The organism is Klebsiella sp. 1SOBk5mer (assembly GCF_046603115.1).
Taxonomy (GTDB): Bacteria; Pseudomonadota; Gammaproteobacteria; order Enterobacterales; family Enterobacteriaceae; genus Klebsiella; species Klebsiella quasipneumoniae.
Map to the genome: position 1 here is coordinate 288,537 of NZ_JBKIUU010000004.1, position 13,027 is coordinate 301,563.

Below are 13,027 nucleotides of genomic sequence, written 5' to 3' on the forward strand. Positions count from 1 at the left end.
CGCCTGACGCGGCCTGGCGACGGCATTCGTCCCCCAGACCCGGGCAAGCGCAGCGCCGCCGGGCAGTATCAGCGCGTTAGCGCGTCTCGACGTTCGCCAGGTAGTGCTTCACAAAGCGCGGCGTCAGGATTTTCCACTCCACTTCGGTACCCTGTTTAACAAACCAGCTGTCGCCCGGCGCAAAGCGCTGCGGCTCGCCGCCGGCGACGGTCAGCTCCACTTCGCCTTCCAGCACGGTGGCGTGTTCGGTAAACGGATAGGTCATGGTAAAGCTCCCCTCAGTGGACGAAAACAGTCCGCAGGTAAAGGCATCCTGCGGCTCGCCGTAGATCATCGCCCCGGCCACCTGCGGGTCGCCGGCGGTCGGCGTCGCGCCGAGCAGGCTGACGCTGCCGATTGGCTGCAGGTCGGGCACCGGGTGTTTAAGTTTAAAAGCGTGCATAGCGTTCTCCTGGTTAACTCCGGCCTTTCCAGAAACCGGCGGTTTGATGCATCAGTTTTCCGGCAGTGACTAATAGCAAGCGCAGGCTGTCACGGCCGTGGATGGTCGCGTGGGGGATGCTGCTCAGCAGACGATAGCGGTCGGAACCGCCGTTGATCCCTTCGGCGAGTATTTTGCACACGATGTGCGACGGGGTGACGCCGAAGCCGGAGTACCCCTGGACGTAAAAGACGTTGTTGTGATCGCGTAGGGTGCCGATCTGCGGGAACAGGTTGGCGCTACAGGCCATCGGCCCGCCCCAGGCGAAATCGATCTTCACATCCTTCAAATAGGGGAAGACCTCCGCCAGCAGCGTGCGGTTCCAGGCGGCGAAATCGTTCGGCGTATACTCCACAAAGCGGGTGGCGCTGCCGAACAGCAGGCGGTTTTCCCGGGTGACGCGGTAGTAGTTAATCACCGGGCGAATATCGCTGAAGGCGCCGCGCAGCGGGCTGATGCGCTCGATCAGTTCATCGGAGAGCGGCTCGGTCGATACCTGGTAGGAGTAGGTGACCAGCGTTTTGTTGTAGATCTCCGGCTCCATATTGTTGAGGAAGCTGTCGCAGGCCCACAGCAGCTTGGCGGCTTTGACGCTGCCCATCGCGGTCCGTACCCGCACCTGTTTGCCGTAATTCACCTCCACCACCGGCGAGGATTCGAAGATCTTCACCCCCAGCGAATGGGCGGCCTGCGCCGAGCCGAGGAGCATATTGAGCGAATGGATCTGCCCGCCGCCCATATGTTTCAGCGCGCCGCAGTAGACCTCGGAGCCGACCACCTGCTGCACCTCTTTCCCGGTATACAGTTCGATATCTTCATCCGGGGTGGCGGCCTTAAACTCTTTCTCCCACTGGCGCAGCGTTTTGAGCTGCCGCTGGTTATAGGCGAGGTAGCCGTAGCCGGGGACGAAATCGGCGTCGATGTTGTATTTGCGGATGCGCTCGCGAATGATGCCTGCGCCGAGGTTGGCGATTTTAAACAGCGTCTCCAGCCCCTCTTTGCCGACGTGCTTTTTTACCGCTTCGATATCGTGACCGATACCGGCCATCACCTGGCCGCCGTTGCGCCCGGTGCCGCCGTAGCCGAGATGGCGCGCTTCCAGCACCACCACGTTAGTGATGCCCTGTTCCGCCAGCTCAAGGGCGGTGTTAATGCCGGAGAAGCCGCCGCCGATAATCACCACGTCGGCTTCAATATCTTCCCGCAGCGCCGGAAAATGGAGGTGGTATTTCTTCGTCGCGCCGTAGTAGTTCAGCGCATCGATTTTGATGTTCATCGCGTTACCCTGTGGTCTTGCCTCGCTCAAGTTCCTCATCACAGCACGCCGCGCGGGCGTTGAATATCGTCCGGAAGAATGACGTTCTTTAGAACGATGGGCGGCGGCGGGAAGCCGTGCTGTGATGGGCCAACGTTGCTGAAAAAACGGGTACTGACGATGAGCGAGATAACCTTACTGGCGGAAGTGACCGCCTTTTTACGCCAGCCGCACGGGCAGTTTATCGCCGGTGAGCGAGAGGCGGGCCGCGGCGCGCCGTTTGCGGTGATCAACCCGGCCACCGGGCGGGCGATCGCCGAGGTCACCGCGGCGGATAGCGACCAGGCGGACCGCGCGGTAGAGAGCGCCCGCCAGGCGTTTAGTCAGTGGCGCGAAATGCCGACGCTGGCGCGCGGAACCTTGCTGCTGAAGCTGGCGGATGCCCTGGCTGAGCATCGCGAAGCGCTGGCGCAGCTGGAAAGTCTCTGCTCCGGTAAGACCATCACCCTGGCGCGGATGTTAGAGCTGGATCAATCGGTCGCGTTCCTGCGCTACTTCGCCGGCTGGGCGGGAAAAGTGACCGGCGAAACGCTGGATGTGTCGCTGCCGTCGATGGCCGGGGAGAAATATACCGCCTTCACCCGCCGCCAGCCGCTGGGGGTGGTGGTGGGCATCGTGCCGTGGAACTTCTCCATTATGATTGCCGTCTGGAAGCTGGCGGCGGCCCTGGTCTGCGGCTGCACCATCGTCCTCAAGCCGAGCGAGTATACGCCGCTGACGCTGCTGCGCGTGGCGGAGCTGGCGAAAGCGGTGGGTATTCCGGACGGGGTGATTAACGTGGTCAACGGCGCCGGCGGCGAGATTGCTCAGCGGCTGATTACCCATCCGGCCTGCGCCAAGGTGAGCTTCACCGGCTCGGTGGCTACCGGCGAGAAAGTCCAGCAGTCGGCTGGCGCTTTCGGTAAACGGGTGACCCTTGAGCTGGGGGGCAAAAACGCCGCGCTGTTTCTTGACGACCTGACGCCGGAGGCGATGGTCAACGGCATTCTTGAAGCCGGCTACCTGAACCAGGGGCAGATTTGCGCCGCCGCGGAGCGCTTTTATCTGCCGCAGGGCAAACTGGATGCGGTGCTGGCGCTGCTGAAAGAAAGACTCAGCGCCTTCACGCCGGGATCGCCGCTGGATGAGCGCACGCTGATGGGGCCGCTGGCCAATCGCCAGCAGCATGAAAAAGTATTGCGGCTCATTCAGACCGCACGCGACGAGGGCGATACCATCGTCTGCGGCGGCGAAGCCCTGCCGGGGGAGGGCTATTTCCTGCAGCCGACGGCGGTCAAAGTGCGCAGTGAAGAGAGCACCCTGATGCGCGAGGAGACCTTCGGCCCGGTGTGCAGCTTTATCGGCTATCACAGTGAAGACGAGGCGCTGGCGCGGATGAATGCCTCGCCGTATGGCCTGGCGGCCAGCGTCTGGTCGGATAATATTCGCCTGGCGCTGCGCTACTCGGAGGCGATAGACGCCGGCATCGTGTGGGTCAATATGCATACCTTCCTCGACCCGGCGGTGCCGTTCGGCGGCATGAAGGGCTCGGGCATCGGTCGCGAATTCGGCAGCGCGTTTATCGATGACTACACGGAGCTGAAGTCGGTGATGGTGCGATATTAAGTTTTCCTGACCGGGATACAGGCGTCTGCGTAGGGCCGGTAAGCTCAGCGCCAGCGGGCAAAGAGAGCGGGTAGTCAGCCGCGTATGTGCCGGACGACGACGCCTTGCCCGGCCTGGGATCGTGCAAGCGTGGGGGGAATCTAGCCGCCGCCATAGCCCCACGCAACTTGCGACAATCCCCCCTAAGTGATAAAAGGTGCCCCTTCGCAAAAACACACAGGGGAACGACGTGAAAGACGCGTCAACGTCGTCGGATGCCGTAGAAGAGAGCGGCCCGACGCTTCATCGCGGTTTACAGAACCGACACATTCAACTTATCGCCCTTGGCGGCGCGATTGGCACCGGCCTGTTTCTCGGCATTGGTCCGGCGATTCAAATGGCTGGCCCGGCGGTCTTGCTGGGCTACGCGGTGGCCGGGATTGTCGCTTTTCTGATCATGCGCCAGCTGGGCGAGATGGTGGTGGAAGAGCCGGTATCCGGCTCCTTTGCCCACTTTGCCTACAAATACTGGGGCCCGTTCGCCGGCTTCCTGTCCGGCTGGAACTACTGGGTGATGTTCGTGCTGGTGGGAATGGCGGAGCTGACCGCCGCCGGGATCTACATGCAGTACTGGCTGCCCGACGTTCCGACCTGGATCTGGGCGGCGGCCTTCTTCCTCATTATTAACGCCGTCAACCTCGTCAACGTGCGCCTGTATGGCGAAGCGGAGTTCTGGTTCGCGCTGATAAAAGTGCTGGCGATTATCGGCATGATTGCCTTTGGCCTGTGGATGCTGTTTGGCGGCCACGGCGGCAGCAAGGCGGGTTTCGACAACCTGTGGAAGCACGGCGGTTTCTTCGCCACCGGCTGGCACGGTCTTATCCTGTCGCTGGCGGTGATCATGTTCTCCTTCGGCGGGCTGGAGCTTATCGGCATCACCGCCGCGGAAGCGCAAAATCCGGAAAAGAGCATTCCGAAAGCGGTCAACCAGGTGGTTTATCGTATCCTGCTGTTTTATATCGGTTCGCTGGTGGTGCTGCTGGCGCTCTACCCGTGGGTGGAGATCAAATCCGACAGCAGCCCGTTTGTGATGATTTTCCATCATCTCGACAGCAACCTGGTGGCGTCCGCGCTGAACTTCGTCATTCTGGTGGCTTCGCTGTCGGTCTATAACAGCGGCGTGTACTCCAACAGCCGGATGCTGTTCGGCCTGTCGGTGCAGGGCAATGCGCCGACGTTCCTCGCCCGCGTCAGCAAGCGCGGCGTGCCGGTGAACTCTCTGCTGCTCTCGGGGATTATCACCTCGCTGGTGGTGGTGCTGAACTACCTGCTGCCGCATGAAGCGCTGGGACTGCTGATGGCCCTGGTGGTGGCGACGCTGCTGCTGAACTGGATCATGATCTGTATGGCGCACCTGAAGTTCCGCGCCGCCCAGCGGCGCAAAGGGCGTGAGTCGAAGTTTAAAGCGCTGCTGGCGCCCGCCAGCAACTACTTCTGCATTGCTTTCCTTGGGCTGATTCTGGCGCTGATGTGCACGATCGACGGGATGCGCCTGTCGGCGATCCTGCTGCCGGTGTGGATCCTGTTCCTGTTTATCGCCTTCAAACTGCTGCGCCGCCCGGCGTAAGCGAGATGCCCCGCCGTCCGGCGGGGCTGCCTGCCTTTTTATTGTGATCCTCTTCGCAGGTGGCGCATTTGCCTGGCGATCTTCTTTTTGTAATCGATTACTTTTGTTTTGAGCGATTTTGTAATCGATTACTTTTCTGAGGGCGAGCAACATGGTCACAACAACAGAAGGTCGGGAAAGTGTCCGCGTGAGCCACCGTTTTTTGGTGCCGCGGCTGTCGTTAATGATGTTTATGCAGTTCTTTATCTGGGGCAGCTGGTCGGTGACCCTGGGGCTGGTCATGACCCGTTATGAGATGTCATTGCTGATCGGCGATGCGTTCTCCGCCGGGCCGATCGCCTCCATCCTGTCTCCCTTTGTGCTGGGGATGCTGGTGGATCGCTTTTTCGCCTCGCAGAAGGTGATGGCGGTGATGCACCTGGCCGGGGCGGCGATCCTGTGGTTTGTCCCCCAGGCGCTGGTGGCGCAGAACGGCGCGCTGCTGATTGGCCTGCTGTTCGGCTATACGCTGTGCTACATGCCGACCCTGGCGCTGACCAACAATATCGCCTTCCACAGCCTGGCTAACGTCGATAAAACCTTTCCGGTGGTCCGCGTGTTCGGCACCATCGGCTGGATTATCGCCGGGATCTGCATCGGGGTGACCGGCATCTCTGACACCACCGGCATCTTCACCCTGGCGGCGCTCTGTTCGGTGGCGCTGGCGATCTACAGCCTGACGCTGCCCCACACCCCGGCGCCGGCCAAAGGCATGCCGGTTCAGTTTCGCGATCTGCTGTGCGCGGACGCCTTCGCGCTGCTGAAAACGCGCCATTTCCTGATTTTCTCCCTCTGCGCCACCTTAATTTCCGTGCCGTTAGGTACCTATTACGCCTATACCGCGTCGTATCTGGCGGATGCCGGCGTTAAGGATGTCAGCACCGCGATGTCCTTCGGCCAGATGTCAGAGATCGTCTTTATGCTGGTGATCCCGCTGCTGTTCCGTCGCCTTGGGGTGAAATACATGCTGCTTATCGGCATGGCGGCGTGGTTTGTGCGCTATGCCTTTTTCGCCCTCGGCGTCAGCGAAGAGGGGCGCTTCCTGCTCTATCTTGGCATTTTGCTGCACGGCGTGTGCTATGACTTTTTCTTTGTCGTCGGCTTTATCTATACCGACCGCGTGGCGGGCGAGAAGGTCAAAGGCCAGGCGCAGAGCATGATTGTGATGTTCACCTACGGGATCGGCATGCTGCTGGGCTCGCAGATCTCCGGCGCGCTGTATAACCATCTGGTGGCCGGGCAGAGCGTGCCGCAGGCCTGGGTGATCTTCTGGTGGATCCCGGCGGTGGCCGCCGCGGTTATCGCGCTGATTTTCCTTTTCTCTTTCCAGTACAACGAGAAAGAGCCGCACTAATTTTTCAGGAGGGGGTATGAAAACGATTAAGGGACCGGGCATTTTTCTGGCGCAGTTTATCGGCCCGCAGGCGCCGTTTAACACGCTGGAGGGGGTGGCGCAGTGGGCCGCCGGCCTCGGGTACAAGGCATTGCAGATCCCCTGCAACCACCCGGCGATTTTCGATGTCGAGCGGGCGGCGGCGAGCCAGACCTACTGCGACGAGGTCAGCGGTGTCCTGGCGGAGCATGGGCTGGCGATCAGCGAGCTGTCCACCCACCTGGAAGGACAGCTGGTGGCGGTGCATCCGGCGTATGACGCAGCGTTTGACGCCTTTGCTCCGGCGGCGCTGCATGGCGATCCGCAGGCGCGCCAGCGCTGGGCGGTGGAGAAGGTCAAGCAGGCGGCGGTGGCCTCCGGTCGCCTGGGGCTGAAGGCCCATGCGACCTTTTCCGGGGCGCTGGCATGGCCCTTTTTTTATCCATGGCCGCCGCATAATCAGCCGCTTCTGGATGAGGCCTTTGCCGAGCTGGCCCGGCGCTGGCGGCCGCTGCTGGACCTCTTCGATGAGCAGGGCGTTGATGTTTGCTACGAGATCCACCCCGGCGAAGACCTGCACGATGGCGTGACCTTTGAGCGTTTTCTCGCGCGGGTGGATAACCATCCGCGCTGCAATATGCTCTATGACCCGAGCCACCTGCATCTGCAGCAGATGGATTACCTGACCTATATCGATATCTATCATTCGCGTATTAAAGCGTTTCACGTCAAGGACGCCGAATTTCGCCGCAACGGGCGCAATGGCGTCTACGGCGGCTATCAGCCCTGGCAGCAGCGGGCTGGCCGGTTCCGCTCTCCCGGCGACGGGCAGATCGACTTCAAAGGGGTGTTCAGTAAGCTGACCGAATATGATTTTGACGGCTGGGCGGTGCTGGAGTGGGAGTGCTGCCTGAAGGACGCCGAGACCGGCGCGCGTGAGGGCAGCGAGTTTATTCGTCGCCATATCATTCCCGTTGCCGGGCGGGCCTTCGATGACTTTGCCGCCGGCGGGAGGGAATAATATGATTCAGGTCGCGATTATTGGGGCAGGGTTTATTGGTCCGGCGCATCTGGAGGCACTGCGGCGGCTGGGGGATATCGAGGTGGCGGCGCTGTGCGACAGCAGCCTTGAGGCGGCGCAGCGCAAGGCGCGAGCGCTGAATATTGCCCATGCCTACGACAGCGTGGAGGCGCTGCTGGCCCATCCGGGGCTGCAGGTGGTGCATAACTGTACGCCGAACCATCTGCATGCCCAGATTAACCGGCAGATCCTCGCCGCCGGGCTGCACGTCTTCTCCGAAAAACCGCTGTGTATGACGGCGGAGGAGGCGCGGGAGCTGGTGACGCTTGCCGCCCGGGCAGGCGTGGTGCATGGCGTCAGCTTTGTCTATCGCCAGTTCGCCATGGTCCAGCAGGCGGCGGCGATGATCCGCCATGGCGATGTCGGCAGAATCTTCGCGGCGCACGGCGGCTATTTACAGGACTGGATGCTGCTGGAGACCGACTACAACTGGCGGGTTGATTCGGCGCAGGGCGGCGCGTCGCGGACGGTGGCCGACATCGGCTCCCACTGGTGCGATACCGTGCAGTTTATGACCGGTCGGCGGATTGTCGAGGTGATGGCGGATCTGTCTATCGTCTGGCCGACGCGTAAAGCGCCAGTGAATGGCAAAGCGACCTTCAGCGCCGTTCACGAGGCGCAGGGATATGAAACCCGGCCTGTCGATACCGAGGACTTTGGCTCAGTGCTGTTGCGTTTTGACGATGGCAGCAAAGGCAGCTTTATGGTCTCTCAGGTGAGCGCCGGGCGGAAAAACCGTCTGGCGGTGGAGATTAACGGCAGCCGCTGTTCTCTGGCCTGGGATCAGGAAGTGCCCCAGCGGCTGTGGATTGGCCACCGCGAGCAGCCGGATCGGCGGCTCAGCGACGACCCCAGCCTGCTGCGGCCGGAGATCGCTGACAGCGCCCATTACCCCGGCGGCCATATTGAGGGCTGGCCGGACGCCTTTAAGAATATGATGGGCCATTTTTATCAGGCGGTGCGCGCCGGGAAGATGCCGGAGGCCGGGGCCCGGCGCTTCGCCGCTTTCGACGACGGCGCCGATGTGATGTACATCATCGAGGCGATCGTCAAAAGCCATCAGCAGCAGCGCTGGGTGAGCGTCGAACGCTGAATTCTGGCGGGGCGCAGGACGCGCGCCGCCGGGTTATTTCACCCCAAGATAGCCGTCAAGATAGGCCCCGGAGAGCTCATTGCCGAACAGGACGGCATCTTTATTTTCCATCGCATTATCCCATTTGTCGCTGGCGTTGCCGGTAAAGGCGTGCTCGGTGCGGGTGCCCTGCGCCGCCTGCTGTTTGATGGCCTCGGCGGTGCGGCGGGCGTCGCTTTCGCTCATGCCAGCGGCTTTATCCTGCTGGCCGCGGGCGTACATCGCCGTGAAGGTCGGCAGGTTTAAACGGTAATTTTCCTGACGGTTGACGGTGAAGTTGCCGCCGACAAAATCGGATCGGTGGGCGACGAACGCATAGGCGTGGCGTTCCGGTGACGATTTTGACGAGGTGCAGCCGGTGATCGTTACCAGGGCACAGCTGAGGGCGAGAATCGCAGTGGAGAGCCTCATGGGGATATCATCCTTAATCATAAAAGCACAAATGGGGCGCAGGCGGTCTGTTGCGCCTCCTGCGCTTATAAGCATATGAAACGGCAAAAGGATGCGCGTTAACGGGGCGGGAGAGAAGCCCTGATTATTAATAGTTTCCCGAGACACCGTCTTACTGAGCCGCGCTTGCGCGCCAGGCTGGCAGGCCAACCAGAGGTCATTTATGATAGCCTGCAGGATCCACCTCTATCGCAGGAAGTGCAGGGTTTATGTCTATTCAGAAAATTGCTCGTCTGGCCGGCGTTTCGGTGGCCACGGTGTCGCGGGTGCTGAACAACAGCGATACGGTAAAAGCCAAAAACCGTGAGCGCGTGCTGCAGGCGATCAAAGAGAGCAACTATCAGCCGAACCTGCTGGCGCGACAGCTGCGAACCGCCCGCAGCAATATGATCCTGGTGATGGTCTCCAATATCGCTAACCCCTTTTGCGCCGAGGTGGTGAAAGGGATAGAAGAAGAGGCGGAAAAGAACGGCTACCGCATTCTGCTGTGTAACTCCGGCTCGGATCTGGCCCGCTCGACCTCCGGCCTGCAGCTGCTCTCCGGCAAAATGGTCGATGGCATTATCACCATGAACGCGCTCTCCAGCCTGCCGGAACTGACCACCATGATTGGCGATGCGCCCTGGGTGCAGTGTGCGGAGTATGCCGACACCGGCAGCATCTCCTGCGTCGGGATTAACGACGTCGAGGCGGCCCAGGGGGCGGTGTCCCGGCTGGCCGACGGCGGCCGCCGCCGCATCGCGCTCATTAATCACGACCTCAGCTATCGCTACGCCCGTCTGCGCGAGCGCGGCTATAAAAGCGTGCTGCACGTGCACGGTCTGGCGTATCAGCAGGTAACCTATGCGCAGGATCTTAGCGCGGCGGCCGGTAAACGGGCGATGGAGCAGTTGCTGTCGCAAGACGAGAAGCCCGACGCGGTATTTGCCGTATCGGACTCCCTTGCCGCCGGGGCGCTGCGGGCGATTGACCAGGCCGGGCTGCGGGTGCCGGAGGATATCGCGGTGATCGGCTTCGACGGCACCGAGCTGGCGGAAGTGGTCTCCCCGCAGCTGACCACCGTTGAACAGCCCTCCCGGGCGATCGGCCGCACGGCGGTGGATCTGTTAATGAAACGCATCGACGATCCCGACGCCGCCGTCGAGCGAGTGATGATGGACTGGCGCGTGATCGCCCGCGCCAGCGCCTGAGGTTAGCGGGGGAAGGCCCCCGTCAGCGCGCGAATGTCGTTGCCGGTGGGCGTTTGATGAATGCGTAAGCCAAACTCCTCCACCACGGCAAAGACATGGTCGAAAATATCCGCCTGGATCCCCTCATATTCCGCCCACACCACGGTGTTGGTGAAGCAGTAGATCTCGATCGGCAAGCCGTTGGCATCCGGCGCCAGCTGGCGCACCATCAGGGTCATATCCTGGCGGATGCGCGGATGATGACGTAAATACTCCTGCAGATAGGCGCGGAAGGTGCCGACATTGGTCATTCGGCGCTCGTTGAGGACCGATTGCTCCCCGGCATACTGCTGGTTCCAGGCGCTAATCTCCTCGTGGCGCGAATCCATATAGGGTTTAAGCAACTTCGCCCGGATCAAGCGCTGCTGCTCCTGTTCATCGAGGAAATGAATGCTGGTGGTGTCGATGTTGAGGCTGCGCTTAATGCGGCGGCCGCCGGAGGCCGACATCCCGCTCCAGTTTTTAAATGAGTCGGAGACCAGCGACCAGGTCGGAATGGTGGTGATGGTGTTGTCCCAGTTGCGTACCTTGACCGTGGTGAGACCGATATCGATCACCGCGCCGTCGGCGCCGTACTTCGGCATCTCCAGCCAGTCGCCAAGCTTGAGCATATCGTTGGCCGAGAGCTGGATACCGGCCACCAGACCAAGGATCGGATCTTTAAATACCAGCATCAGTACCGCGGCCATCGCGCCGAGCCCGCTAATCAGGATCGCTGGCGACTGGCCTATCAGCAGAGAAATAATCAGGATGCCGATAATAATCGCCGTCACCAGCTTAATTCCCTGGAATATCCCCTTCAGCGGTAGCTGAGAGGCGGCGGGAAATTTCTGCGCCAGCTTTAAGATCACATCCAGCAGCGAGAAGAAGGACAGCATGGCATATATCATCACCCATAGCTGAGCCACGGTGGTTAATATTTCTGCGGCCTCGCTGCCTTTTTGCAGCCACAGCACCGCCTGCACGTTAACGATGATCCCCTGCAGGGTAAAGGCCAGTCGGTGAAAGAGTTTATTCTGCGTGATGATTTGCAACCACAGATGGCTGCTGGCCAACGCCCGTTTTTCAAAAGCGCGCAGGACCACTTTGTGCAATATCAAATGCACGACGACGGCGGTGAACAAGATAATGCCGAAGATAATCATCAGCGAGCGGGTGGGGGTTATTTCGATTCCTAAGGCGGCAATTTGCGATATTAATTCCTGCATAACGTCTCCTGAATATCCAGCGGGTATGATGACCGCTGGATAACGATTATGCAAATTACCGCCGCCGGTATTACGACGCCGCCGTCACCGGCTGTCGGTTGAGATGATGGCGCAGCCACAGCGCGATGGCCCCCAGCAACAGCATCATGGCCACCTCGACCAGCAGAAAATCAATCAGCGCCTGCGGATAGTTTCCGCCGCCGCGGCGGGCCAGCGCCAGAAACAGCGAACCGAGGATAGCCGGCCCGAGACCGAGGGTCGCCTGCTGCAGGGTGCTGAGGATGGCGCTCCCGGCCCCGGCGTCGCTGGCGCTGATATCGCGCATGCCAATCCGGTAAAAGCTGTTGACGATCAGCGCCTGACCGTAGCCGATCAGCGCCGTGGCGGGGACCAGCGTCAGGGCGGTGGTGGCGACGCCGAAGCGGGAGAAGGTGGCGCACAGCAGCAGTAGCCCGGCGATCTGCACCGTCAGACCGGTCAACAGGATCCGCCCCATGCTGTAGCGGGCGATAAGCCGCGGGGCATACAGCGCCGAAATAAAATAGGCCACGCCGAGGGCGATAAAGCTATTGCCGGACTGCCACGGCGCCATCCCCAGCCCCTCCTGCATGGTCAGCGCCATGCAGAACATAAAGCCGGACCAGGCGCTGAAGAACAGCAGAGCGATGGCCATCCCGAAGCGGATGCTGGTCAACTGCAGCAGACGCGGCGGCAGCAGGGGATGGTCGCCGCGCTGCTGCTGGCGCAGGGCGCTCTGACGCATGGCGAACAGCAGCGGCAGGACCGCCACCAGCATCAGCTGCAGCCACAGCGGCCAGTGCAGCTCGGGACCGAGGGCCATCGGGAACAGCAGGCAGCAGAGAATGAGGGCGAGGTACAGGGTACCCTGCCAGTCAATCCGCGACGGCGTCTCACGACGGGTTTCCGGCACATAGCGGCGGCTCAGGGCCAGCACCAGCAGGCAGATCGGCACATTGATAAAAAAGGCGTTGCGCCAGCCCAGCCCGGCGATATCCGCCGATACCAGCCAGCCGCCGCCCATCTGACCGACGATAAACGCGATCCCGCCGATCCCGCCATACAGGCTGATGGCCCGGGCGTGGGCCGGGCCTTTGAGGGTGACGTGCAGGGTCGCGAGGATCTGCGGCACAATCAGCGCCGCCCCGGCGCCCTGCAGGGTGCGGGCGGCCAGCAGGGCGCTGATGCTGTTCGCCATGCCGCACAGCAGGGAAGCGATGCCAAAGAGAGCGACGCCCCACATAAACAGGCGACGGCGGCCATAGTTATCGCCAAGCTTACTGCCCATCGCCAGGCAGACGGCAAAGGCGACGCCGTAGAGCGCGACGATAAGCTCCAGCTGCGTGGCGCTGGCCGCCAGGGTGTGGGTGATGGCGTCCAGCGCCACATTGGTGATCGAGGTATCAATAAGCGGCAGCATCTGGCCGCCCAGCAGCAGCCACAGACCGGCGCGGCCGGGTGAAACAGCAGACGTTTTCATGGGGTTCTCCA

General features: G+C 61.4%; 11 protein-coding genes. 6 read left to right on the forward strand and 5 right to left on the reverse strand.

Annotated elements, in window-relative coordinates; genetic code table 11:
• Nucleotides 1–76: 76 nt before the first annotated feature.
• Together ACLH1U_RS12390 and ACLH1U_RS12395 are read right to left on the reverse strand one after the other, a co-directional pair.
• Entirely contained in the window at nucleotides 77–442 is a 366-nt protein-coding gene (locus ACLH1U_RS12390; RefSeq protein WP_002892824.1) for a cupin domain-containing protein, read from the reverse strand.
• Nucleotides 443–455: 13 nt separating this feature from the next.
• Nucleotides 456–1,757, reverse strand: a complete 1,302-nt coding sequence (locus tag ACLH1U_RS12395) for an NAD(P)/FAD-dependent oxidoreductase (protein ID WP_023288715.1) — start codon at nucleotides 1,755–1,757, stop codon at nucleotides 456–458.
• Between the two features lie 159 nt (nucleotides 1,758–1,916).
• Here ACLH1U_RS12395 and ACLH1U_RS12400 point away from each other — a divergent pair, with 159 nt between their 5' ends.
• The 5 genes from ACLH1U_RS12400 to ACLH1U_RS12420 all read left to right on the forward strand — a co-directional run bounded on the left by ACLH1U_RS12400 (nucleotide 1,917) and on the right by ACLH1U_RS12420 (nucleotide 8,592).
• Entirely contained in the window at nucleotides 1,917–3,401 is a 1,485-nt protein-coding gene (locus ACLH1U_RS12400) for an aldehyde dehydrogenase family protein (RefSeq protein ID WP_085551244.1), read from the forward strand.
• 229 nt (nucleotides 3,402–3,630) lie between these two features.
• Nucleotides 3,631–5,007, forward strand: a complete 1,377-nt coding sequence (gene pheP / locus ACLH1U_RS12405) for a phenylalanine transporter (protein ID WP_023288717.1) — start codon at nucleotides 3,631–3,633, stop codon at nucleotides 5,005–5,007.
• A gap of 187 nt (nucleotides 5,008–5,194) precedes the next feature.
• A complete protein-coding gene (locus tag ACLH1U_RS12410) occupies nucleotides 5,195–6,400 on the forward strand; it encodes an MFS transporter (RefSeq protein WP_074423096.1) in 1,206 nt (401 codons plus the stop codon).
• A gap of 16 nt (nucleotides 6,401–6,416) precedes the next feature.
• On the forward strand, nucleotides 6,417–7,439 hold the full coding sequence (locus ACLH1U_RS12415) for a sugar phosphate isomerase/epimerase family protein (RefSeq protein WP_023288719.1): 1,023 nt from the start codon (nucleotides 6,417–6,419) through the stop codon (nucleotides 7,437–7,439).
• A gap of 1 nt (nucleotide 7,440) precedes the next feature.
• The gene (locus ACLH1U_RS12420; RefSeq protein ID WP_218801638.1) at nucleotides 7,441–8,592 is read left to right on the forward strand and encodes a Gfo/Idh/MocA family protein; all 1,152 of its coding nucleotides are present in this window, start codon (nucleotides 7,441–7,443) and stop codon (nucleotides 8,590–8,592) included.
• A gap of 33 nt (nucleotides 8,593–8,625) precedes the next feature.
• Here ACLH1U_RS12420 and ACLH1U_RS12425 read toward each other — a convergent pair whose 3' ends face one another.
• A complete protein-coding gene (locus tag ACLH1U_RS12425; protein WP_023288721.1) occupies nucleotides 8,626–9,042 on the reverse strand; it encodes an Exc2 family lipoprotein in 417 nt (138 codons plus the stop codon).
• A gap of 248 nt (nucleotides 9,043–9,290) precedes the next feature.
• Between ACLH1U_RS12425 and ACLH1U_RS12430 the strand changes: the two genes are divergently transcribed.
• On the forward strand, nucleotides 9,291–10,271 hold the full coding sequence (locus tag ACLH1U_RS12430) for a LacI family DNA-binding transcriptional regulator (protein WP_017900840.1): 981 nt from the start codon (nucleotides 9,291–9,293) through the stop codon (nucleotides 10,269–10,271).
• Nucleotides 10,272–10,273: 2 nt separating this feature from the next.
• On the opposite strand, the gene ACLH1U_RS12435 is transcribed toward ACLH1U_RS12430, so the two are convergent.
• Complete coding sequence (locus tag ACLH1U_RS12435; protein ID WP_032454965.1) at nucleotides 10,274–11,518, reverse strand: mechanosensitive ion channel family protein; 1,245 nt, start codon at nucleotides 11,516–11,518, stop codon at nucleotides 10,274–10,276.
• A 70-nt stretch (nucleotides 11,519–11,588) separates the two neighbouring features.
• Nucleotides 11,589–13,016 (reverse strand): MFS transporter, encoded by a 1,428-nt coding sequence (locus tag ACLH1U_RS12440; protein ID WP_023288724.1) that lies wholly within the window; start codon nucleotides 13,014–13,016, stop codon nucleotides 11,589–11,591.
• Nucleotides 13,017–13,027: the final 11 nt, after the last annotated feature.